Source organism: Actinoalloteichus sp. GBA129-24, from assembly GCF_001941645.1.
Lineage (GTDB): Bacteria > Actinomycetota > Actinomycetes > Mycobacteriales > Pseudonocardiaceae > Actinoalloteichus_A > Actinoalloteichus_A fjordicus.
In genome coordinates this window covers 4166867-4189186 of record NZ_CP016077.1, presented here as the reverse complement: position 1 = coordinate 4189186, position 22320 = coordinate 4166867, and the positions used below count along the sequence as shown (strand labels likewise).

13 protein-coding genes are annotated in these 22320 nt (G+C 69.6%); 5 read left to right on the top strand and 8 right to left on the bottom strand.

The features are described 5' to 3' along the window. Position 1: 1 nt before the first annotated feature. Positions 2-1525 (bottom strand): 4-hydroxyphenylacetate 3-hydroxylase family protein, encoded by a 1524-nt coding sequence (locus UA75_RS18115; RefSeq protein ID WP_232237301.1) that lies wholly within the window; start codon positions 1523-1525, stop codon positions 2-4. Between the two features lie 592 nt (positions 1526-2117). Here UA75_RS18115 and UA75_RS18105 point away from each other — a divergent pair. Together UA75_RS18105 and UA75_RS18100 are read left to right on the top strand one after the other, a co-directional pair. After that, positions 2118-3230 carry a cytochrome P450 gene (locus UA75_RS18105; RefSeq protein WP_198042760.1) on the top strand — a complete coding sequence of 371 codons (1113 nt, stop codon included), beginning with the start codon at positions 2118-2120 and terminating at the stop codon, positions 3228-3230. 163 nt (positions 3231-3393) lie between these two features. Continuing rightward, positions 3394-4506, top strand: a complete 1113-nt coding sequence (locus UA75_RS18100) for an abortive infection protein (RefSeq protein WP_075741251.1) — start codon at positions 3394-3396, stop codon at positions 4504-4506. A 298-nt stretch (positions 4507-4804) separates the two neighbouring features. On the opposite strand, the gene UA75_RS18095 is transcribed toward UA75_RS18100, so the two are convergent. From UA75_RS18095 to UA75_RS18080, 4 genes are all read right to left on the bottom strand, one after another. Then, a complete protein-coding gene (locus UA75_RS18095) occupies positions 4805-5491 on the bottom strand; it encodes an O-methyltransferase (protein WP_075741250.1) in 687 nt (228 codons plus the stop codon). A 150-nt stretch (positions 5492-5641) separates the two neighbouring features. Then, positions 5642-6625 carry an NAD-dependent epimerase/dehydratase family protein gene (locus UA75_RS18090; protein ID WP_075741249.1) on the bottom strand — a complete coding sequence of 328 codons (984 nt, stop codon included), beginning with the start codon at positions 6623-6625 and terminating at the stop codon, positions 5642-5644. Between the two features lie 151 nt (positions 6626-6776). After that, positions 6777-7541: a hypothetical protein gene (locus UA75_RS18085; RefSeq protein ID WP_075741248.1), complete on the bottom strand. Its 765-nt coding sequence runs from the start codon at positions 7539-7541 to the stop codon at positions 6777-6779. A 247-nt stretch (positions 7542-7788) separates the two neighbouring features. Next, a complete protein-coding gene (locus UA75_RS18080; RefSeq protein WP_075741247.1) occupies positions 7789-9051 on the bottom strand; it encodes a cytochrome P450 family protein in 1263 nt (420 codons plus the stop codon). Between the two features lie 511 nt (positions 9052-9562). On the opposite strand from UA75_RS18080, the gene UA75_RS18075 reads away from it, so the two are divergent. The 3 genes from UA75_RS18075 (at position 9563) to UA75_RS18065 (ending at position 13603) form a co-directional block, all read left to right on the top strand. Beyond that, positions 9563-10969, top strand: a complete 1407-nt coding sequence (locus tag UA75_RS18075) for a nucleotide disphospho-sugar-binding domain-containing protein (protein ID WP_075741246.1) — start codon at positions 9563-9565, stop codon at positions 10967-10969. A 192-nt stretch (positions 10970-11161) separates the two neighbouring features. Continuing rightward, a complete protein-coding gene (locus UA75_RS18070) occupies positions 11162-12703 on the top strand; it encodes an MFS transporter (protein WP_075743933.1) in 1542 nt (513 codons plus the stop codon). 51 nt (positions 12704-12754) lie between these two features. Continuing rightward, complete coding sequence (locus tag UA75_RS18065; RefSeq protein WP_075741245.1) at positions 12755-13603, top strand: alpha/beta fold hydrolase; 849 nt, start codon at positions 12755-12757, stop codon at positions 13601-13603. A gap of 623 nt (positions 13604-14226) precedes the next feature. On the opposite strand, the gene UA75_RS18055 is transcribed toward UA75_RS18065, so the two are convergent. The 3 genes from UA75_RS18055 to UA75_RS18045 all read right to left on the bottom strand — a co-directional run bounded on the left by UA75_RS18055 (position 14227) and on the right by UA75_RS18045 (position 22208). Next, positions 14227-15879: a (2,3-dihydroxybenzoyl)adenylate synthase gene (locus UA75_RS18055; protein ID WP_075741243.1), complete on the bottom strand. Its 1653-nt coding sequence runs from the start codon at positions 15877-15879 to the stop codon at positions 14227-14229. Beyond that, positions 15876-21083, bottom strand: a complete 5208-nt coding sequence (locus UA75_RS18050) for a type I polyketide synthase (RefSeq protein WP_075741242.1) — start codon at positions 21081-21083, stop codon at positions 15876-15878. Before UA75_RS18050 ends, UA75_RS18055 begins: the two co-directional genes overlap by 4 nt. A 78-nt stretch (positions 21084-21161) precedes the next feature. Next, complete coding sequence (locus tag UA75_RS18045; protein ID WP_075741241.1) at positions 21162-22208, bottom strand: methyltransferase; 1047 nt, start codon at positions 22206-22208, stop codon at positions 21162-21164. Between the last annotated feature and the right edge of the window lie 112 nt (positions 22209-22320).

Here is a 22320-nt window from a genome sequence, read left to right as displayed (position 1 = left end):
ATCAGGGGCCGAGGAGATCCGTCCCGGCGCGGCGCAGCTCGTCGTAGGACGCGAGATCGGGCACCCGCCAGCCGTCCAGGTCGTACTCCGCGAGACAGCTGTCGACGAACGCCTTGTACTCGTCCATCTCGCCGCCCGCGAGCTGGGCGGACAAGAGTTCGAGGCGGGTGTTCTCGTGGCTGCCCGCGTAATTGCGTTCATACAGCTCGTGACGTCCCGCGAACTCGGAGCCGACCGCGTCCCACAGCAGCTTCATCACCTTGACCCGCTGAACCGAGTCGGTGCCCCCGGAACCTCGGAGATACTGGTCCAGGTACCCGCGGACATCGGGATCGGCGAAGTCGTCGACGCTGGAGTTGACGTAGATCAGTCCGCTGGCGACGTCCTGAAGGATGATCTCGCGGATACGCGGGTAGCCGATCTGCATGAACCATCGATAAGCCATGCCGTACTGCGGGTTGGGCAGCACGGAGCCGTTCTTCCATGGCACCGGATTGCGGGCGGCGGCGTCGGAGAGCCCCCAGAACAGGTTGCGCCATGCCAGGACCTCGCCGAGCCGGGCGCGCACGCCGCGAAAGTCGGCGGTCCCGGTGATCTCCAATGCCTTGGCCAGCAGTCCCGCCAGGAACTCGAGTTTCACCGCGAGGCGGGTGCAGCCGTGGAACGTGAAACGTTCGGGAAATCCCGAGCGGCCGGTGAAGAGCTGCACCTTGCCGAGGTCACCGTAGATGAAGACGTTCTCCCAGGGGATGAGCACCTTGTCCAGCACCAGGATGGTGTCATTCTCGTCCAGCCGGGAGGACAGCGGATAGTCGAACGGGCTCCCGAGGACGGCGGCGGAGGCGGTGTAGGAGGGGCGGCAGATCAGCTTGACGCCGGGTGCGTTCGTCGCCACCGCCGCCACCAGGGCGAACTCGCGCTTTTTGACCGGGAGTCCGTAGTGGGCGATGAAGTTGTAGTGCGTGAGCACGGCCGCCGTGGCGACCACCTTCGCCCCGCTGACGATCAGGCCCTGATCGGTCTCCTTCTCCACGTGGATGAAGACGTCGGCGACCTCGTCGGGCGAGCGGTCTCGATCGACGGGCGGGTGCACGATCGCGTGGTTCCAGTACAGCACCTTCTCCTGAGACTCTCGATACCAGCGCCTGGCGTTGTCGGAGTACGGCGCGTAGTAGTCGGCGTTCGCGCCGAGGGTGCCCAGGAACGAGGCCTTGTAGTCCGGCCCTCGGCCCAGCCATCCGTAGCTCATCCGCGCCCACTCGGCGATGGCCCGCTGGTCGGCGACGAGATCGTCGGCGCTGTGCGGAGTCGTGAAGAACCGGTGGGTGCGGCCGTCCCCGCCGGAGTCCACCGGTGCGGTGAGCAGCTCGCGGCGGTCCGGATCGTGCAGGGAGTCGTAGAGACGGGCCGTCATCCGGATCGGGTTGCGGAATGCCGGATGTGCTGTGACGTCGGCGATCCGCTTGCCGTAGAGATAGACCTCGCGGTCGTCGCGCAGGCTCTCGACGTATTCGTCGCCCGTCATGGGGCGTGTCCCGGGTCGCGGCGGCGTGGATTCTGCGTGGGAATCGTGGCGGCTGGTCATCGACTGTGCTCCCCGATCTGATGGCCGGGGCGGAACGACCCGCTTGGTTGTCCGCGCAGGTTCGCCCGCCGGTTCCGGCTACACGATCTCCGTCATCCGACACCGCCGACAAGGAGAGCGGGATGATAGGGCACGGGTGGATAACGCGAGTCCGCATCGAGCACGTCCTGGTCCACGCCGTGCCGTCGTGGGGTGTCCGATCGCGTATTCCTCGCCGAGGTGAGGTACGACGGCACGATCGGCAGCCGTAAATCGTCCTGATCGTGCGGAATCACCGTGATCCGCACGTGCGGAGATGCGCGCGTTCTGCGCGCGGCCCGACGATATGTCGAGGATGGATCCGTCGGTCTCGACATTCGACCAGCACGCCGTCCTGATTTCGACACGTCGTATCCGAATTCCGACCGAGGGGTGTTCTATGCCCGGCTCGTCCGATGTCTCAGCCGAATTGCCGGAGTATCCGATCCAGCGCTCGTCGCAGTGCCCTTATCGGCCCGCCGAGAAACATGTCCGGCTCGGCGATGCGGGTCCGATGACCAAGGTTCGACTCTACAACGGCAGGCACGCCTGGCTCGTGACCGGCGCCGCGCAGGCGCGTGCGGTGCTCTCCGACTATCGACGGGTGTCCATCCGCCCGTACCACGGAAACTATCCCCTGCTCAACGTGGAGTTCGAGAAGGTCGTCGACAGCGGATACGCCGACGTCCTCTTCGGCGTCGACCCGCCGGAGCACACCAGGCAACGCCAGATGATCATGCCGAGTTTCACGTTACGCCGGACTGCGCGGCTCCGGGCGGACGTGCAGCGCATCGTGGACGCGAGCCTGGACGACCTGGAGCGTTCCGGGGCTCCCGCCGACCTGGTGACCAGGTTCGCTCAGCCGGTGCCCTCCATGGTGATGAGCCTGGTGCTCGGGGTTCCCTACGAGGACCATGAGGAGTTCGAGAGACCGGCGCGCAAGCTGTTCGTGCCGGAACTGGCCGATGAGGCGACCACCGAACTCGGCGAGTACCTCGATCGCCTGATTCAGCGGAAGGAACGCGAACCCGGCGCCGGACTGTCCGGCCTGATCGACGACCTGATCGTCGAGCACCTGCACCAGGACAGGATGACGCGCTCGGAGCTGGTGCACATCGCGATGGCGATGCTGGTGGCGGGCACCGACACCACCACCAACGTGATCTCGCTCGGCACGTTGGCGCTGCTGGACGATCCGGAGCAGTGGGCGGCGCTGCGTGCCGATCCCGGCCTGGTGCCTGCTGCGGTGGAGGAGATCCTGCGATACGTGTCCCTGGTGGAGGCGTTCGCCAGGGTCGCGGTGGAGGACATCGAACTGGACGGCGGAGTCATCAAGGCAGGGGAGGGCATCCTCGTGAGCTGCGCCGGGGTCAACTTCGACCCCCGCTCGGCCGCCGAACCCGACGTGTTCGACATCCGACGTCCGCCCAGGCCGTCGTTCAGCTTCAGCCATGGCATCCATCGCTGTCCCGGCGACAACCTCGCGCGTCTCGAACTGGAGATCGCCTTCCGTTCGCTCGTCGAGCGGTTCCCGAACCTGCGATCCGCGGTGCCCACCGAGGACCTGCCCAGCAACAACAATGACGGGACCCTGCAACGGCTCTACGAGCTTCCGGTGACCTGGTAACGGGTTCCTCGTCGGCATCGGCGGCCGGGGTCCGGGGACCGCACCTCCCGTGCGGACCAGTCCTGGACGGGACCGCCCGTCTCCCGGCGGCGCTCGTCAGAAGAAGTCCGCCCCGCGCACTGTGTGGACGCGGATCAGTCGAGGACATGGAGGAGAGCACACGATGACACGGCCACCCGGCGAACGGCATCGCCACACCGACACGCTGTCCCTGCGAGGCGTCGCCTACGACACGGGGACGAACTTCGCGACCGGCCAGGGTTCGCTGTCTCGTGCGGTCTGGAGCAGACGGCGAATGCTCGACGAGATCAGCCTCATCAGCGACCAGCTGAACTGCAACTCGGTCACCGTCTACGGCAGCGACCTCGGCCGCCTCGCCGACACGGCGAGCGAGGTCGCCGAACGCGGCCTGCACGTGCGGCTGCAGCCCCGGCTCGTCGACCGACCGCGCACGGAGATCCTGGAACACCTGGCCGAGGCCGCCCGGCTCGCCGAGTCGCTTCGTGCTCAGGGAGCGGACATCGACATGACGGTCGGCGCCGTCCATCTGCTGTTCACCCCTGGCCTCATCGAGGGCGAGCAGTATCACGAGCGGATGGCCGACATCTACGCCGACGCCGAGCACCACCTGCTCACCCCCACCGGCACCGTCGACTTCGCCGCCGCCGCGCCGCGCCTCGACGAGTTCCTCGCCGAGGCGCACGACGTGGTCGGCAGGGCCTTCGGCGGCGAAGTGGGCTACTCGGCGGCCCCGTTCGAAGACGTCGACTGGCGTCGATTCGACTTCATCGGCCTCATGTACCAGTACGTGCCGGTCTTCCGGACTCCTGAGCAGCACATTGCGGAGCTGCGCGAGTACCGGCGTTGGGGCAGGCCGGTGGACATCGCGGAGTTCGGCACGGCCACCTACCGGGGAGCGGAGCACAAGGCGTTCTTCTTCTGGGACGTGGTCGAGCGGTCCGGGCCCGTGCCCACCATCCTGGACGGCCACGTTCGCGACGAGGGTGCCCAGGCCGCCTACCACCTCAGGATGTTCGACGTCTTCGAGCAGGCGGGCATCAGGGCTGCGACCGTGTCGGAGTTCATCCACCCGACACACCCGCACTCTGCCGATCCGACGGTTGATCTGGACATGGCGAGCATGGCCTTGGTGAAGACGATTCGGACCGATCCCGCCGATCCCGCCTCCGACTACCAGGTGGAGCCGAAGGAGTCCTTCCACGCCATCGCCGACCACTACGCCCACCTGGGCTTCCAGACCTCCCTCCGCCGCTGATCGACCCGAGCAGCCGAGAAGGCCGCCACCGTCCCTCGGGACGGTGGCGGCCTTCGTCGGGCTGGAACGGCGGGCGGTCTCGGTGGCGGCTGTGTCGGTGGTGGTCGCCGTGGGGGCTTCTTCTCCTACGGGCCGGGGCGCGGGGAACCGACCTGATCGGCGGGTCCGGTCCGGCAGCGGAGCAGTCAGGAGGCCAGATCCGGCGGTGCGGGCAGTGGCTGTGTCGACCGGGGTTCCGTCGGCCTCGGTCGGCCTCGCGATCAGGCGGCGGTGCGACGATGCCGATCGGGCCCGATGCTCATCGGCGACGCGCGATGGTGAGGCCGTCAGCGATGGGAAGCATCACCGTCTCCAACCTGGCGTCGGCGGAGAGCTCGGCGTTGACCTCCCGCAGCGTCCGAGCACAGGCACGGGACAGGCCCTCCGCAGCCCGCTCGGGGTCGACCACGGTCCCGTCCAGCAGCACGTTGTCGATCACCAGCAGCCCGCCTTGGCGCAGCAGGGGGATCGCCGCCCGGCAGTAGCTCGGATAGTTCATCTTGTCCGCGTCGACGAACACCAGGTCGACCGGCGGCCCCGTCGCAAGCTCCCGCAGCACCCGACCCGCCGAGCTGACGTGAAACTCGATGCGATCGGCGACGCCCGCACGACTCCAGTGCTCCTGGGCGATTCCCGCCCACCGATCGGTCACATCACAGGTGATCACCCGGCCGCCTCGGCCGACGCCGAGCGCGAGCGCCAGCGCGGAGATCCCGGTGAAGGTGCCGATGTCGACCACTGTCCTGGCGGTGCACGTCCTGGCCAACAGGGTGAGCAGTGCGGCCTGCTCCAACGGCACCATCATCCCGGCGGACTCGCCCGTCGACGCCGTGCGTTCGGCCAGGGCCAGCAGCGCCGGCTCCGGCGGACTGCACGAACGGACCAGATAATCGCGGGTCCGGCCGTCGACCGGGACGTTCTTCACCTCGGCATCGGCGCCGTGCATGAGCGCCCCTTCCTGCTCGTCGAATGTGGGCTCGCCCGCCCTCAGGTCTGATCGGCGACCGGCACGGTGCCTGCCGGACCGTCTGCTGCGGCCGGTAGTCCGCCCACCCCCGGCAGCCCCGACCCGCCGCCGGGCGGCCGGGCGGGCGTGTCAGGCCGCGCCCGTGTCGGGCCGGCCCAGCCAGGCCGGGGTCCGCCGCGCCCACTCGACGGTCTTGGCGAGTCCCGCGTCCAACCCGGTGGTCGGCTCCCAGCCCAGCAGCCGCCGTGCCTTGGCATTGTCGGGAACCCGTCGTGGCAGGTCCTCGTACGCCGAGCCAAGGTGCGCCGCGGTGTCCACGGAGGTCCACGATGCCCCGGTGGCCGCCGCGATCAGCGTCACGACCTCGGCTACCGTCGCCTCGTCCATGCTGCCGATGTTGAACGCCTCACCCGTCGCCGCCGGGTTTCGCGCCGCGAGGATCGTGCCGTCGACGACGTCGTCGACGTAGGTGAAACACCGGGTCTGGTCTCCCCGGTCGTAGACGACCATGTCGTGCCCGTTGAGCGCGCGGTGAATCGAGCGGCTCACGACGTAAGCGGGTCGCTGCCCCGGCCCGTACACGTTGAAGTACCGGACGATCGAGGCATCGAGCCGGTGCTCGCGGATGTAGGCGAACGCCAGGTGTTCCATGAGCGCCTTGCTCGACGAATAGGCCCAGCGGTCGGCCGAGGTGGGGCCCAGCACGCGATCCCCGTCCTCGGCCCACGGCACCGCTGGGTTCTTCCCGAACACCTCGCTGGTACTGGCGACCACCACTCGCGCGCCCGACCGCCGGGCCAGGTCGAGCACATTTCGTGTCCCGTTGAGGTTGATGTCGATGACGTCGAGCGGGCGGGCGAGGTACTGGTCGACGCCGACGACCGCGGCAAGGTGATAGACGACGTCGACCTCCGAGGCTGAGACGGCCTCCTGGAGGGCGTCACGATCACGGATGTCGATGCGCAGGTGCCCGACCCGCCCCCCGTCGGCGCCCAGCGAGTCGGGCGGCGTCGCGATGTCGACGACCGTCACCTCGTCGCCGTCGGCGAGAAGGCGTCGCACAAGGTGGGTGCCGATGAATCCACAGCCGCCGGTCACCAGTGCTCGCACCATCGGAGGTCCGTCCAATCTGTTCGTGGGAAGCCGGGCCGACGCGGCCCGGCGGGTCGCTGTCCGTCCTCGCTGTCCGCGCTGGTGAAGGAATCCGGTGGGCGCGGACCCCGGGACCGGTGCTGCGGCCTGCCGAGCGCCTCCGCCTCGTGCGTCAGGAGGTGATCCGCTCGTACATGGCCTCGGCGATCGCGTCCGAGTTCGACCCTTCGCCACCCTCGTGAACCCAGATGAACACGTCGTCGGTCAGCACCATCGAGTCCTCGGACACGCAGGCGGTCTCCGGGCATTGCCAGCTCTGCCGGATCGTCTGCACGAGTTCGTGGTCCTGGTCGTTGAACACGATGGACTGGGTGATGCCGAGGGACTGCGCGTCCGGCAGTTCCGCCATCTCGCGTTCGGTGAACGACAGGGTGCTGCTGACGGTCTCCCCGCCTCCGGTGGCGCTCGGCGGCCAGCCCTGGATGGTCTGGTGGCCCTCGCCGCACCCCTCCACTCGCATCCGGATCAGATCGAGTGCGTCGCTGCCAGGAGCCTCCGCCACGAAGGCGATGAAGAGCGCTCCGTCGGCGCGGTTGCCGAAGTGATACCAGCCCTCCAACGACTCCAGGCCGTCGATCGCCGAGAAGTAACTGACGCATCGGGGCATCACGACCACACCAGAGGGCTCGCCGGTGCCGGGCATCGCTCGTGCCACGGCTTCCCGCAGCGGCATCTCCGGGTTGAGCTGGCTGCCCGCCGGGTGTTCCTCGACGGGCAACAGGATCGAGCGCAGGTCGTCGACCGGGCTGGTGGATGCGGCGACGTCGACCGGACTCGTCGAGGGCGGATCGGGCGGCTGCTGCGGGCTGCATCCCGCGACGGCGGCCGTCACGGCCACCGCCGCAGCCAGTACGGACATCCTCTGTCGACCTCGCATCGTGGGGCTCCATTCGTCATCGAGTCCGAACCTGCCGACGGCAGGCTCGGGTTGCTGTTCGCCTCGTGCTCCCGTGTCGTCACGGGGTCGTCGTTCCCGAGGCGCGGCGTGCGGGGCGGCTCCCCGCCGTGCGACCGGCCTGCTGCCCGGAGGCCTGCTGCCCGCGGCCTGCTGCGGGCAGTACTCGTCAGGCGGGGCGACGCCTGCGGGTGCGGCGTGGACGGCATCGCCGGGCGGACGTCGAGGGTCAGTCGGCTCGGCGGTTCGGGCCTGCGGGTGCGGGCCGAGCGGCGGTGACGGGGGTGAACTCCACCGGCAGCGCGGTCAGCCGGTGCAGGTTGTAGCTCGGCTTCCAGGCCAGCTCCGTCGGTGGAACTGCCAGTCGGAGGTCGTCGAGTCTGCGCAGTACGGTGGCGAAGGCGATCTCGCCCTCCATCCGGGCGAGCGGGGCACCGAGGCAGTAGTGGATGCCGTGGCTGAAGCCGAGAATCCGACCTCCGACCTCCCGCCGCAGGTCCAGGCGACCGGGTTCCTCGAAGACCTCCGGATCGTGGTTGGCGGCGGCGGCCGAGATCACGACGTGCTCGCCCGGTCGGATCTCGACACCGGCGATCTCCAGGGGTTCCCGCGCGAAGTGGTAGGTCACGCTCGACACCGGGCTGTCGAATCGGAGCAGTTCCTCGACGGCGCCGGGCATCATGGTCGGGTCCGCCCGCAACATCGCCGTCGACTCGGGATGCCGCAGCAGCGTGAGCAGGCCGTTGGCGATCAAGTTGACCGTCGTCTCGAATCCCGCGCTCAGCAGCAGCATCGCGTTCGACCGCACCTCGGCGTCGGTGAGGCGGTCGTCCTCCTCCTGCGCAAGCAGCATCGCCGACACGAGGTCGGCGCCGGGGGCGCGGCGCCGCGTGCTCACCAGCGCGGTGAGATAGACGTCCAGCCAGCGGCCTGCCGCGATGATCTCGTCGTAGCCGGAGGAGGTGTTGATTCCGGTGAGGACCTCGGCGTGTTCCTCGAACTCGGCACGGTCGCCGACCGGGATGCCCAGCATCTCGCAGATGACGGTGATCGGGAGCGGCAGCGCGAGCGCGGTCACGAGATCGGCGGAGCCGTCAGCGGCGACGGCGTCGATCAGTGCGTCGGTGATCTGCTGGACCCTCGGACGCATCTCCTCCACCCGCCGTCGGGTGAAGGCCTTCGAGACCAGCCGACGTAGTCTCCCGTGATTCGGTGGATCGGCGAAGAGCATATGTGCGGAAAGCGGGAAGTCGGCGCCGCCCATCGGATGATAGCGATGCAGTTCCGGTGCCGCCGCGTCGATTCCCCGGACCAGTCGGGAATCGGCGAGGGCGGCCCGCGCCGCGTCATTCCCGGTGACCAGTACGGTGGGCATCCCGTCCGGCAGGGTGACCCGATGAACCGGCCCGCGATCACCCAGCATCGCGAACAGCTTCTCGGGGTCGGCGAATGCCGAGACAGGAAGTCTGACGGCATCGTCGTATTCTGACATGGCGATCCCTCGGCTCTCAGCCCGACTGGTCGGTGACGGGGTCGGTCGGCAGCTGTCGCGTCGTGCCGCCTGCGCGGCAGGGAAACCCTGCCCTGTCGGCAGCTTCGATGCCGTGACCTCGACTATCTCGGCCAAGGTAGCAACCGGCGACCGTGCGTGGTTCTTCGTGATTGCGGGGTGCCTGCGGTCGTGGAACGACCGCATCACCGCCGGTGGCCGGGTCGTCCACACCGCCGTTCCCGGTGTCTCCTTACCGGAATCAACCCGCCAGGACCGCGTTTCACCCCGCTCGTCGCGATCTGTCGAGGCCCGGCCGGACATCGCGCGGAAGGAACGTCAATAGGGCATTTCCGAAGATGCGGGTCCGGTGCCGCATGCCAATCATGGGGAGGAGCATCGATCGGGACTGTCCGGGTTGGCCGAATCCCGAACTTTCGAACTTTCGGCGGGCCGGTCGAGAATCGCCGATTCGGTGCTGCCATGCGGGGCCGACATTCTCAAAGGAGATCTCATGCGAGTCCTGTTCGTCGTCTACCCGTCGCACGCGCACTTCTGGCCTGCGGTGCCCTGCGCCTGGGCCTTGCAGAGCGCAGGACACGAGGTGCGAGTCGCCTCGCATGCCCGCTTCGAAGGCTCTGTCACGGCGGCGGGACTGACCCCGGTCGGTCTAGGCGATGCTCGGGTCGACGAGGCAAGGACACGGCCCGACGCGCGCGCCCCCTCCCATCCCGAGGAGGTGCTCCGCTATGCCGATGCACTCGGGCTGGACGCGGCGGCGCGGGAACACTGGATCGCCTACTTCCAATGGTTGTTGAACCCGATCTCCGACTATGTGAGGACGGATCTGCCGTATGCCGATGAGCTGATCGACTTCGCACGGGACTGGCGGCCCGACCTGGTGATCTGGGATCCGACGTTCGCCTGCGGCCCTGTCGCCGCGAAGGTCAGTGGCGCCGCCCACGCCCGCATGCTCATCGGACCGGACTACCTGGCGTGGAGCCTGGACCGGCTGGCAGAGCGCCGGACCGAGCTGCTCGCTGCCGGGTTGTCGCCCAATCCGCAGGCCGAGCTCATGGCGCCCCTGGCGGAGAAGTACGGCATGGAGGTCGACGACGAGCTGCTGTACGGACAGTGGAGTATCGACCCGATGCCGCCCGGGCTGGTCCTCCCGACGAGCACGACGACCTTGTCGATGCGGTACGTGCCCTACAACGGCGCCGAGCCGTTCCCGCGATGGCTGCACCGTCGGCCGGAGCGGCCGAGGGTGGCGTTATCGCTGGGGGAGTCCACGCGCAGGTTCATCAAGGGCGACTGGGGACGAACTCCGAAGATCCTGGAGGCGGTCGACGGCCTGGACGTCGAGATGATCGCGACCGTCAACGCCCCGCAGTTGGAGGGAGTCGAGCGGATTCCGGACAACGTGCGCACGATCGAATGGGTCCCGTTGACCCAGCTGATGCCCACCTGCTCGGTCCTGATCCACCATGGGGGCCTCGGTACCTTCGGCGCGCCCGTCGCGGCCAAGGTGCCGCAGATCGTCTGCGACACGGGGGAGACGCTGATGATGCAGCCCGTCGAGGTCGACCCGAAGATGCCCGGCGACGGCACCTACCGGGTGGGGTTCGAGTTCGGCATCAGCGAGGACGTCGTCGAGAAGGTCACCTCGTGGGAGCTGCCCGCCAAGAAGCTGGAGGCGACCCCCACCGCTGACTACGTGGTCGGTCGGGGCGCGGGCCTTCGGCTGAATCATCGGACTCAGTCTGTCGAGGAGATCCGGGCGGTGATCCTGACGGCCGTCGAGGACCCGGCGATTCAGCGCGGTGCTCAGGACGTCTTCGACACGTGGCTCGCCATGCCGAGCCCCGCCGACGTCGTCCCGCTCCTGGAACGGATGACCCTCGAACACCGCCGCGGCTAGCGCTGTCGGCGTCCGCGCCGACACACGAGCGTGCCCGGCGAGCGGGCCAGCCGCCGCACAGCCGGTCGAACCGGGTCCGTTCTGCCCGCCCACCGCGTTGTGGGGCGGGCCGCTGTCCCGTCCCGGCCGTCTCGGGCGGTGTATCCGCTGTGCGGCCACGCGCACGGCACCGACGTCGATGAGGAGAAGCTGATGACCGTGCCCGGGGACGGCCCCCCACCGAAGGCGGGCCGCAGGGAATGGACCGCCCTGGCGGTCCTGATGTTGCCGACGATGCTCACGATGCTGGACATCGGCGTGCTGTTCTTGGCGTTGCCTGAGCTGACGGCGGCCCTGTCGGTGAGTGCCAGCGAGCAGTTGTGGATCACCGATGCCTACGGATTCCTCATCGCGGGCTTCCTCGTCACGATGGGGACGCTCGGCGATCGGATCGGCAGACGTCGCCTCCTGCTCATCGGCGCGGCGGCCTTCGGCGTGGTGTCCGTCATCGCTGCGTACTCGTCATCGGCCGAGATGCTGATCGCGTCGCGTGCCCTGCTGGGCATCGCGGGAGCCACGATCGTGCCCTCCACGTTGGCATTGGTGATGGGGATGTTCCGCGATCCTGCGCAGCGCGGGGTGGCGATCTCGGTGTGGTCGGCAGCCTTGACGGCTGGGGTGGCGCTGGGTCCCGTCCTCGGCGGCGTTCTGCTGCACTGGTTCTGGTGGGGCTCGGCCTTCCTCGTCGCGGTACCCGTGATGGTGGTGCTGCTGGTGACGGGGCGGCGGCTGCTCCCGGAGTTCGCCAACCCCGGCGCAGGCAGGCTCGACCCGCTGAGCGTGGTCCTGTCGCTGGCCGCCCTCCTGCCCTTCGTCTACGGCGTCAAGGAGATCGCCCGCGTCGGCTGGCAGTTCCTGCCGCTCGCCGCCGCCGCGATCGGCCTCCTCTTCGGCCTGGCGTTCGTCCTTCGGCAGCGTCGGCTGGCCGAACCACTGTTGGACCTGCGGCTGTTCGCCATCCGCGCGGTCAGTGCCGCCTTGGTCATCGGGCTGCTCGTCGCCGCCGTGCAGGCAGGCACCGGCTTCCTCGTGGCCCAGCATCTCCAACTCGTCGAGGGGCTCTCGCCGCTGAACGCCGGGCTGTGGGTGCTGGTCCCGACACTCGCCCTGATCATCGGCATCTTCCTGAGCCAGGCGGTGGGCCACCTCGTGCGGCCTGCCTATCTCATCGCCTCGGGAGCGGTGATCGCGGCGGTCGGCATGGTGGTGCTGACCCAGGTCGGGCCCGAGACGGGACTCGCCGTCCTGTTAATCGGCTTCACCGGCGTCTACTTCGGCGTCAGCCCGGTAGGCCCGCTCGTCGCTCAGGTCGTCGTGCCCTCGGCCCCGCCGGAGAAGGCGGGGTCCGCGTCCTCGTTGCAGTCGACCGGCGGGGAACTGGGGGTCGCGCTGGGCATCGCGCTGTTGGGCAGCGTCGGGGCCGCCGTCTACCGCGCGGGCGTGGACGTCCCGCCGGAGCTCGCGGGTACCGAGGCAGGGGAGGCCTCGGGGGAGACGCTCGCAGGCGCCCTCGCCTCGGCAGGCGAGCTGTCACCCCCGATCGCCGATGGCCTGGTCGACTCGGCCCGACAGGCCTTCGTCGCCGGTCTGAACACCACCGCGACGATCTGCGCGGTCGCCTTCCTCGGCCTGACGGTGCTCGCGCTCACCACTCTGCGCCACCTTCCGTCTCGTGCCGCCGCATCGAAGCGGTAGCCCCAGCGCGTCCGCCCCGTCCCGACGGCACTCGCCATCATCGGAGGACCTATGCGACACGAACCCAGAATCGACACGCTGATCGTGCCGGGGGCGCGTCTGCACCACGAGGTGCGAGGGTCGGGACCCGTGTTGTTGATCATTCCCACCGGCAACGGCGACGCGGAGCCCTTCGCGCCGTTGGCGGACGCGCTGGCCGACCGTTACACCGTCATCACGTACGACCGACGCGGCTTCTCCCGCAGCCCGATGCTGCGACCGGTCGACGACGAGCGCCGCCTGACCGAGGACGTGGACGATGCCCGCAGGCTGCTGGTCCACGTGGCCGACGGACCCGCCCACGTGCTGGGCAGCAGCTCCGGTGCCGTCATCGCGCTCGCACTGCTGGAGCGGCACCCGGATCGCCTACGGACGCTGATCGCGCATGAGCCGCCGCTGGCCTCGGTGCTGCCCGACTCGGCACACTGGCTCGGTTTCTATGCCGATCTGTACACCACTTTTCGGCAGTCCGGCGTCGAGGCGGCCCGGAAGATGTTCCGCGAGGGCATGGGGATGACCACGCCCACCAGGGCACCCGAAGGCTCCGCGCTGCCGCCGGACCGGCTCGCCGAGATGCTGACGAGACTGCGACGCAATCAACTCTTCTGGTTCGAGCACGAGATCCGCACCTACCCCGCCTTTCTGCCGGACATCGAGGCGTTGCGGACGTTCTCGGATCGTCTCATCCTGGCGGGCGGGACGACCGCACGAGAACACTTCCCCTACCTGCCCAATGTGGAACTCGCCGGACGTCTCGGCACTGAGATCATGCACTTCCCCGGTGGACACGTGGGCTACGTGACTCACCCGGACGAGTTCGCGGCGATGCTCGGCAGCGTGCTCGACGCTAGAACCGGCTGAGAGTCCATCTCCGCGCCGGGCACCGGGCAACTGGTCCCGACAGTGCGTGCGGGATCGGCCGCACCTCGGTCGCACGGGGCCGGCCGTCTGATCTTCCGCGAACGTCTCCTGCCTGCCGAGTTCCTCGGCCGTGTGACAGGCGACGAAAGCCCGACCTGTCGACGGCGGCCGCCTGCTCGGCGGCAGCGGGAGTCCGGCCGATGTCTCCTCGGCGACATCGGCCGGGACTCCCCGGCGTGCCCCGGTCCGGCCTCGCCGACCGCGACGCGGCTGCGCGGCAGGGCGGCGGCCTGTGTGGGTGGCGCGCGGCTCGCATGGGCCCGAGCCAGGGCCCGAGAGAAGGACGCCGTCCGGGCGGGACCCGAGTGGTGCGTGGTGCGGGTTCCTGGCGAGTTCGCCGGTCGCCGCCGTGTCCTGGTGCAGCCCCGGCGTTCACCCCTCGTCGTCGACAGCGTGGCCGACCGCCCGACCGCCGAGTGTCGGCCGGGCGGCGAGACCGTCGTCGACAGGCCCACTCGCGCCGTGCAGTCAGCGGGGACGCTCTGACCGAGGGGCCGGGCCGGGCTGCTCGGGAGGTCGTCGTCAGGTCTAGCCGGGGCGGGGCCTCGGAACCGGGATGCTCGTCAGGAGCGGGTGTCGGGCTTCGCCGCCAGCAGCCCGCGCAGCGCGGCCTTGTCCGGTTTGCCGACGGGCGTGTGCGGCAGGTCGTCGAGCAGCTCCAGCCGTTCCGGAATCTTGAACGCGGCAACGCCTCTGGCGGTGAGGGCCTCGGCGACGTCGTCCAAGGTGAGGGTCCGGCCTGGACGGGCACGGACGAACAGACACACTCGCTCGCCGACCTGGGGATCGGGCATCGCCACCGCGGCGGCCTCGATGATCGCGGGCATCTCCTGCACCAGCGTCTCGATCTCGCCTGCCGAGATCTTCTCGCCCGCCCGGTTGATCAAGTCCTTCACCCGACCGCAGACCACGATGTTGCCCTCGGGAGTGATCCGTACCAGGTCGCCGGTTCGGTACCAGCCGTCCTCTGTGTAGGAGAGCGCGTTCTGCTCGGGCACCCCGAAGTACCCGCGCGGGGTGTACGGCCCTCGGGTGAGCAGCTCGCCGATCCTGCCCCGGGGCACCGCTCGACCGTCGCGGTCGACGACCAGCAGCTCGTCGTACGGACTGATCGGAGCTCCCTGGGTTCGGTGCGTGACCTCGTCGGGTGCGTCGATCGGCGTGTAACAGAGGAGTCCTTCCGCCATTCCGTAGACCTGCTGCACACGACAGCCCAGGGCCGGGCCGATCCGGGCCGCGACCTCCGGTGACAGCACCGATCCGCCGACGTGAACGATGCGCAGACTGGAGAGGTCCGGCCCGGTCACACTCACCTCCTCCATCCAGCGCAGGACGATGGCCGGGACCGCCGAGGTGACGGTGACGCGCTCGGCCGCGATCGTGGCGAAGACCGTCTCCGATCGAGGACTCGGCAGCATCACGACCCGTCCGCCTGCCGACAGCGCACCGAGGATTCCCGGCGACGCCAACGGGAAGTTGTGTCCGGCGGGCAGGACCGCGAGATACACCGTGTCCGGTCCGAAGCCGCAGACGGCGGCGCTCCGGCGGATGTTGTAGTCGTAATCGTCATGTGTCCGGCCGATCACCTTCGGCACGCCGGTGGTGCCGCCGGAAAGCAGGAACACCGCGACGTCGGAGGCGTCGGGCGACACGGCGTCGAGTCTGCGGCGGCGGGCGTCGACCTGGCCGCTGCGGCTCATCAGCTCCCGAAGCCCGAGGCATTCGGACCGGACGTTCTCGCCTGCCACGATCACCTTGGCGGGGGAGGGCAGCGTGGCGGCCACTCGCAGCGCGAGTTCCTGGTGGTCGTACCCGCGCCAGTCGTCGGGCACGATCAGCGCCTTGGCGTCGACGTGGCGGCCGATCGAGGCCAGCTCGTACTCACGATGCGGGGGCAGCATCATCACCGGCACCACCCCGGCGCGGAGGCACGCGAGCGTGGTGACGACGAACTCCCACCCGTTCGGCAGCTGTACGAGGACGGTGTCTCCCCGGACCAGGCCGACAGCGCCGAACCCCTCGGCGAGCCGGTCCGTCAGCATCGCCAGTTCTCGGAAGGTCAATCGCCGATCTCCGCCGACCACGGCTACGCGGTCGCCCCACTGTTCGGCCCACTCCCAGGGACCGGAGCCCAACGACCTGCCCCGCCAGCAGCCCGCCACGCGGTAGGCGTGGGCGAGATCGGCGGGCCACGGAACCAGCGCCTCGGTGTTCATCGCGTCTCCCCGTCGTCGTGGCCTGCCTGCTCGACGTGCTCGGCCAACAGCGCGGCGACGGCGTCGATGCTCGGCCGATCCCAGAACAGGGTCGTGGGCAATGACAGGTCGAACCGCCGTTCGAGACCGCGCCGGATTCGGACGGTCATGACCGAGTCGACGCCCATCTCGACGAGCGGCCGGTGCCGGTCCACTTCGGACACGGCCAGTCGGGTCTCGGCCGCTACCTGCCGGGTGATCTCCTCCAGCAGCATGACCTGCGTGCCGCGTCCCTCCGGATCGGCCACCGGGGAGAGTCGCGGATGCTCGGGGACCTCGTCGCTCCGACGGTCGTCGTCGGGCAGATCCGCGAACAGCGCGGGTCTGCGATCCCCCGGGCCCAGCGGTACGGTCCGCAGCACTGCTGCGTAGGCGAGGCCGTGCCGATCGGCCAGGTCCCAGGCGTCGGATGCCTCGGCAGCCGTGATGTCCGCCGTGCCTCTGGCGGCGAGTTCGGCATCGATGACCTCCGTGGACGTCGACATGCCCAGTCCCCGCCATGAGGTCCAGGCCAGGCTCGTCGTCGCCGGATCGCCGCTGCGGCGTCGATGGGTCGCGAGCGTGTCGAGAAAGGCATTCCCCGCGCCGTAGGACGCCTGCCCCGGCAACCCGAGAAGCTGGCCTGCGGACGAGAAGAGCACGAAGAAATCGAGGGCTCCCGGGGGGAACATCTCATGCAGCACCAGCGCACCCGCCAGCTTCGGGCGCAGGACCCGGCGCAAGGACTCGGCGTCGAGATCGCGCAGCATCCGGTCGTCGAGGACTCCGGCGGCATGGACCACGCCTCGGATGGGCGGTAGACCCAGCGTGGCCGGATCGAGCAGCCGCCGGGCCTGCGTCGGGTCCGCGACGTCGACGGCGACGACGGCGACCGTGACCCCGGCCCGTTCCAGATCGCGGACGGCCTCGATCCGGGCGGTGTCGGCGGGATCGACGCACTCAGCCCAGCGGTCACGCGGCGGCAGGCCACGGCGGCCTGCCAGGACCAGCCTGCGTGCGCCCCGGTCGGCCAGTCGCCGGGCGACGTCGAGGCCGAGAGCACCGAGCCCCCCGGTGACGAGGTAGGTCCCTTCCGGTCTGCACCGCGTCGGGAGGCGCGGCGGATCGTTCGCAGGCCGCTGCAGCCGAGGGACGAACGGTGCACCGTCGATCACCGCGACGACGTCTTCGCCGCGCACGGTACCGATCACGTCGACGAGGGCGGCGACGTCGTCCGGCGGCTGTCCGACGTCGACGACGCCTCCCCATCGGTCGGGATGCTCGCCGCCGATGATCCGGCCGAGGCCCCAGAGCGGTCCATGAGCCAGCGATCGGGCGTCGACGGCGTCGCGGACCCCCTGGGTGACGCACCACAGCCGAGCCCCGCCGCGCACGCCGGTCGCCGCGACCTGCTGCGCCGTCCTGGCCAACAGCCATGACGCGTCGAACGCGGCCTCGCCGATTCCGCTCGCCGATCCGACGCCAGGCACCACGATCACGACGCGGTCCTCGGCCAGGTCGTCGTCCTGCAGTTCCTCGGGTTCGGCGACGGCCCTGGTGCGCAGGCCTGCGTGGCGAAGTCCTTCGCTCACCGCCTCGCGCAATGGGCCGAGGGGGCCGACGACGGCGACCGTGGCGGGTCTCGGGCAGGTGGATGCCGAGGACTCCGCCTGCGCCCGGCACTCCACCGGTCGCCACACGACCTCGTGCACCAGGGCTGCGGGGTCCGTCCGCTCGTCGGCCTCGCCGTCGAGCACCCCGTAGCGAAGTCCGGACAGCCTGCCCACCGGTGTCCCGTCGCCGTCGGTGATGAGCACGTCGACGACGTCCTTACCCGCCACGGACACGGTCACCTGTGCCTGAGCAGGCGGGCGCCCGGTCAGCCGGAGCCGCCGGATGCTCGCGGGCATCCGCAGCACGGGCGGGCCGGGGAATGCGACCGAGGCCGCGGACAGTGCTGCGTCGAGGACGGGCGCCCAGGTCGTGGGCTCGCGCTCGGGATCGTGGTCCGCGCGGACGGTGGCCGTCAGGACGCCCGTTCCACCGCGCAGCCGTTCGATCATCCAGGGGAATCCCATGGCGGTGACACCCAGCGCGGCCAGTCCGTCCACCACCCGATCGACCGGGAGCTCCTCCGTCGCGGCGGTGTCCTGCACGGTCGGGAGGGCCTCGGCGTCCTCGTCGGGGCAGGACGCGAGCGTGGCGGTGGTGTGGGTGATCCACCCCGTGCCCTGCTCGTCACCCACGATTTTGGCGGTCAGCCGGAGCGAGTCGTCCTGGCGCGTGACCTGCACGTCTCGTGCGGCGGAGAGACTGACCGGCACTCGCAGCACGATGTCGACCAGATCGTGCCCCCGGTCGGGACTCCCGGCGGCGATGAAGGTGTTCAGCAGTACCGCGGCCGGGACGATCTCGACGTCACGCACCGGGTGATCGCCGGGATAAGGCCGGTTCTCGCGATCGAGCCGGGTGACCCACACCGTCATGGGCGGCGGACCTGCCAGATCGAGCCTGCCGCCCAGCAGCGTGTGCCGTCCCGCGTCGTGTGCGGCGGCGAGCGGTGTGACCCGGGGCGGTTCGGCAACCCAGTGCGGCCGATGCTGCCAGGTCGTGACGGGCAGATCGACGGGGCGCCCGGTCTGCCAGGTCGCGCGCCAGTCCACCTCGGCACCCCGGCGGTACAGCAGGCCGAGACCCGTCAGCACCGACTCCAGCTCTGGTCTGTTCCGGCGTAGGGAGTGGGTCACCGCAGCGTCCTCGACGCCGAGCTCCGCGAACACCTCCTCCACCGAGTGCTCGACGACCGGATGCGGCGAGACCTCCAGGAACAGCCGGTGCCCGTCCTCGAGCGCGGCGACGACCGCCGAGGAGAATCGGACCGGCTGCCGGAGGTTGACCGCCCAGTATCGGCTGTCCCTCGGCGCGGTCGACCTCGGATTCGCCAAGGCGGTTCCGTACACCGGCAGTGTCGGCGGGCTCGGCACGAGGTCGGCCGTGCCCGCGACGAGTGCATCGAGCAGGGGCCCCATCTGCGGGCTGTGGAAGGCCACATCGGAGTCGACGGCGCGGGCGGCCACGCCGTCGGCCCGCCAGCGCGCGCTGAGCTGGGCGACGGCATCCACGTCCCCGGAGATCACCGTGGCGTGTGGAGCCGCCTCGACCGCCACCACGACGTCGACGCGATCGCCGAGCCGCCGCCGCACCTCCGCTGCGGCGAGACTCACCATCGCCATGGCGCCGTTCCCGGCAACCTGCCGCAACAGCGCCGACCGCCGACACACGAGTCGCGCGCCCTGTTCGAGAGTGAAGACGCCTGCTGTCACGGCGGCGGCGATCTCGCCGACGGAGTGGCCCAGCACCGCGCCGGGGCGCAGCCCCTGGGACCGCCACACCGCTGCGAGGCCGACCTGCATCGCGAAGATCATCGGTTGCACGACGTCCACCGACTGCGGCGCGTCGTCGAGCAGCGTCGCGCGGGGCGACAGCCCGATCTCCTCGCGGAACACCGGCTCGACGGCGTCGATCACCTCGGCGAAGGCCGGTGACTCCCGCAGCAGACCTCGGCCCATGCCGCGCCACTGGGAGCCGTGGCCGGAGAAGACCCAGACCGTGGCCCGTCCCGACTCCGAGGGTGGTTCGGCCTTCGTCGCGACGGCCTCGACCGACGCACGCAGGCCGAGGGCGAGCTGCTCCCGATCGCGGGCGACCACTGCGGTGCGATACGGCAGGTGGGTTCGACGCAGGGCCAGCGTGTGGCCGATGTCTCCCGTCGACGCGTCGCAGGCGGCAAGTTGATCGGCGAGGCGTTCGGCGTTCCGCCGAAGGGCCTCCGGACTGCCTGCGGACAGCGGGTACAGGGCGAGTCCGGCCTCCCGCCCCCCGGACTCCGACGCGTCCCCCTCTTCCAGCACGACGTGTGCGAGGGTGCCGCCGTAGCCGTAACCGGACACGGCCGCCAGCCGGGGCCGGTCGGACACCGGCCATCGCGTCGGTTCCGTCACCACCCGCAGCCCGGACTCCTCCCAGTCGACGGCGGGATTGGGCACGACGAGGTTCAGACTCGGGGGGATCATGCCGTGGCGTAGCGCGAGCACGGTCTTGATCACCCCGGCGACGCCCGCCGCCGCCTCCAGATGGCCGATGTTGGGCTTGACCGACCCGGTGAGCAGCGGTCTGCCGGGGGCACGGCCCGCGCCGAACACCGAGCCCATCGCGCGCGCCTCCATCGGGTCGCCCGCGGGCGTGCCGGTGCCATGAGCCTCCACGTAGTCGACGTCGGCCGGGTCGACCTGTGCGTTCTCGCAGGCCTGGTGCATGAGATGAGCCTGCGCCTCGCCGTTGGGCGCCATGATCCCGCTGGTCCGCCCGTCCTGGCGTACCGCACTGCCTCGGATCACCGCCAGCACCCGATCACCGTCCCGGCGCGCGTCGGTCAGTCGCTTGAGCACGAGCATTCCGCCGCCCTCCCCACGGCCGTAGCCGTCCGCATTCGCGTCGAAGGACTTGCAGCGCCCGTCGGCGGCCGTGGCGCCTGCGGCGTCGAGTACCAGCGACAGGCCGGGTGCGGCCATCACCAGCACGCCGCCCGCGAGGGCGACCGGACACTCCCGCGCCCGCAGTGCCTGTACGGCCAGATGAATCGACACCAGCGACGAGGAGCACGCCGTGTCCACCGCCATGCTCGGCCCGCGAAGGTCCAGCGCATGGGACACCCGGTTGGCGACTCCGCAGTAGGAGGCACCGATTCCCGTCCAGGCTTCGATCCGGGGCAGGTCCTCCAGGAGCCGCCTGCCGTAGTCGTCCGACCCGACACCGACGAACACGCCCGTGTCGGAGCCGCCCAGGTCGGAGGGCGGGATGCCCGCGTGTTCCAGCGCCTCCCAGGACAGCTCCAGCATGATCCGCTGCTGCGGGTCCATCAGTGCCGCCTCGCGCGGTGTGATGCCGAAGAAGTCGGCGTCGAATCCCCGTATGTCGTCGAGGAAGGCGCCGTTCCTGGTCACATCGCGCAGTGCCTCGGCGTATTCCCGATCCCGCCAGGAATAAGATTCCCAGCGGTCGTCGGAAACCTTGGAGATGGTGTCTCGTCCGTCGTGGAGCAGCTCCCAGAATGCTGCGGGCGAGTCGATGCCCTGGGCGAATCGACACGCCATCCCGAGGACGGCGATGGGCTCGGAGGAGTTCATCGTGCGGACAGCCTCCTTCCACCGTCACAGATCCACGGGGGCTCGACGGCAGTCGTGAGAAGACGAGTGGGCGAGTTCCTATTTGTGGCCGACGATCAGGGTGTGGCTGAATCCGAGGTTGTCGTGCCGCTCCACTCTGGAGAAACCGGCGGCCAGCACGGCGCGTTCGACGTCGGCCGGCGAATAGGTCATGCCCTCACCCGATGCCAGGGCCAGGAAATACGGTGACACGAGCCCGGCGCTCAGGGAGCCGGTGCCCTCGTCGTCGGAGACGAAGTTGTAGACGAGGCATACGCCGCCCGCAGGCAGTGCCGCATGGCACTTGCGGAGGAGCCGCGTGTTGCGTGCCGGGGAGAAGATCTCGAAGAGGTGGAAGTACAGGATCGCATCCGCGCCTTGCGGGAAGGGGTCGGCGAACAGGTCACCGGGGTGGTAGGCGATTCGTCGTCGCAGGTCCTGGTCGTCGACCCTGGCTTCGGCGAGTCTGGTGACGCTCTCCTGGTCGAAGACCGTCACCGTCAGGTCGGGGTGGTGCCTGACGAGTTCGAGGCTGTTGGTCCCGTCCCCGCCGCCGAGGTCGACGAGGTGGCGGATGTCCGAGAAGTCGTACAGCGTGCGCAGCTGTGTGAGTGCCTTGCTCGACGCGTCGCCCATGTTCGCGTAGAAGATCTCCTGAAGTCGAGGATGCGCGGTGAGGCGTTCATAGAGCGTGGTGCCGGGTCCGTCGAGGTGCCGTAGCCCCACATTGGTGTTGCGACGCATGGACTCGGCGAAGTCACCGATACCGGCATTGATGATCTCGGCCTGGATGTCCACGAGTGGGCCGAGGAATCGTGGACTGCCTCGGAGCATCTTGCGGCGCGTCACCGCGCTGTTGACATACGCGTCACCGCGTTTCTCCAGCAACCGAAGGGAGGCGAGGCCGAGCAGCAGTATTCGGGCCGGCTGCTGGTCGACCTCGATCGCCGAGGCGACGTCGTCGATCGTCATTCCGTCGGCCTGTTCCAACCGCTCGAAGAGGTCGAACTCCAACGCCGTCCTGAGTAATTCGAATGCGGTCACACCGTGGATGATCAGCCGGAGATAGTCGGAGTCCGTGACGGTGATGGCGTTGCTGTCTGCCATGACTCTCCTCTCAGTGGGAAGGGGCCCTGCGACGCTGCCTGCCGAACCGCGCCGGGGCAGTCGATCGGGCTCCGCCCGCCTCGGTCGAACGCGCCGCAGGCGTGCACCGGGC